This is a genomic window from Zavarzinella formosa DSM 19928 (assembly GCF_000255705.1).
Lineage (GTDB): Bacteria > Planctomycetota > Planctomycetia > Gemmatales > Gemmataceae > Zavarzinella > Zavarzinella formosa.
Genome location: NZ_JH636454.1, coordinates 85,697 through 87,117 on the forward strand (window position 1 = coordinate 85,697; position 1,421 = coordinate 87,117).

At 63.1% G+C, this 1,421-nt stretch carries 4 protein-coding genes; all 4 read left to right on the forward strand.

What is annotated here, in order from left to right:
* Positions 1 to 342: hypothetical protein (locus tag BGIM_RS0145700; protein ID WP_029632090.1), on the forward strand; the 342-nt coding region annotated here is incomplete at its 5' end.
* Positions 339 to 611 (forward strand): phage fiber-tail adaptor protein, encoded by a 273-nt coding sequence (locus tag BGIM_RS0145705; RefSeq protein ID WP_020476264.1) that lies wholly within the window; start codon positions 339 to 341, stop codon positions 609 to 611. The genes BGIM_RS0145700 and BGIM_RS0145705, both read left to right, overlap by 4 nt.
* Positions 611 to 1,063, forward strand: coding sequence for an HK97-gp10 family putative phage morphogenesis protein (locus BGIM_RS0145710; RefSeq protein WP_020476265.1), 453 nt, complete (start codon positions 611 to 613; stop codon positions 1,061 to 1,063). The genes BGIM_RS0145705 and BGIM_RS0145710 overlap by 1 nt, the downstream gene beginning before the upstream one ends.
* Positions 1,060 to 1,421: DUF3168 domain-containing protein (locus BGIM_RS60910; protein WP_238537847.1), on the forward strand; the 362-nt coding region annotated here is incomplete at its 3' end. The genes BGIM_RS0145710 and BGIM_RS60910, both read left to right, overlap by 4 nt.

Consider the following 1,421-nt stretch of genomic DNA (forward strand, 5'->3'; position numbering starts at 1 on the left):
CCGGCATTACTGAAATTCATCGCCTCCGCAGCGCTGATCGAATCGAACGATAACTCCTCGGCAAGCGGATCAGCCGCCTTCGATGTCACCGGCATGGCCGTGCTCACCGAGGATGCGGACACCTCCGACGGCGAGGCGCTCATCCCCACGGGCGCGAATGTCGTCCTCGTGGCCGCCGAATCACGAATCATCACTGTCACGGCCGAAACCCGCCTGACCGTCGTCGCCGGCGAGGTCCGCATTGTCACCATCACCTCCGAACGCCGCATCATCGACGTGGCCGTCGAACGCCGCATCATCGCCCCGGCGGCGGAACAACGGATCATCCGGGTCGCCGCGTGAGCGAGTCGTTCATCAAGGACCCCTCGGCGCGGCTGGACTATCAGATTGACTGGTCCGACTGGCTCGAAGACGACACCATCGCGGCGTCCGCATGGACCGTCCCGGCCGGGATCGCCCAATATGGCTCCGCGACCAACACCGCCACGTCGGCCACCATCTGGCTGACCGGGGGGACGCCGGGGACCGATTATTTCATCGTCAACCAGATCACCACCACGGAGGCTCGCATCAATCAACAGACCCTCAAGCTGCTGATCCGGGAACGGTGATGGATTTCTCCGTCAAGATCGAGGGGCTGGACCGGCTGGAGCAAACGACCCAACGCATCCGCGAGGCCGTCGCCGCCGAACTCGCCGCGGCCATGTATGCCTCCGCGAAAAAGATCGAGGCCGAGGCCAAACGGTCGATTGCCCAGGGAGGAAAAACCGGCCGCCTCTACAAACGCGGCAAGAACGTCTTTCATCGGGCCTCGGCCCCCGGCGAGGCTCCGGCCACCGACACCGGCCTGCTCATCAACTCCATTCGGGGAGACCTGGACCGGGGCGGGCTGGCCAACGGGGTGTTGCAGGGGAATGTCACGGTTGGCGTTGACTACGGGAAAATGCTGGAATTCGGCACGCAGAAGATCGCCCCGCGTCCGTTCCTCTTCCCCGCCTTTGAAAAGTCCAAAGCCTGGATCGTTGACCGGCTCAACGCCGCCGTCCGCAAGGGGTTGTCGTGAGCAGCCCCGACAACGCCCTGCAAGCCGGGATCTTCACAAGGCTCACCGGATATGCCCCGCTGATCTCCGCCTTGGGAGCCGCCAAGATTTACGACCACGTCCCGCAGGACATCGACGCCCCGTATGTGGTGATTGGCGACGACACGACCCTCGACTGGGACACCAAGAGTCGGGACGGCTGGGAGTTTACGCTCACCCTCCACTGCTGGGATTACCAGACGGCCGGACGCAAGTCGGTCAAAAACATTCTTTCGCTCATCCATGACGCCCTGCACAACAAGCAGGCCAGTGTCACCGTTTCGGGATTCACGCTCGTAATGCTCCGCAGGGAGTTTCAGGAGACGTTCCAAGAGACCGG

Excerpts from the sequence above, each read along its gene's own strand:
- BGIM_RS0145710 (WP_020476265.1), top strand. The coding sequence starts at position 611 with ATGGATTTCTCCGTCAAGATCGAGGGGCTGGACCGGCTGGAGCAAACG.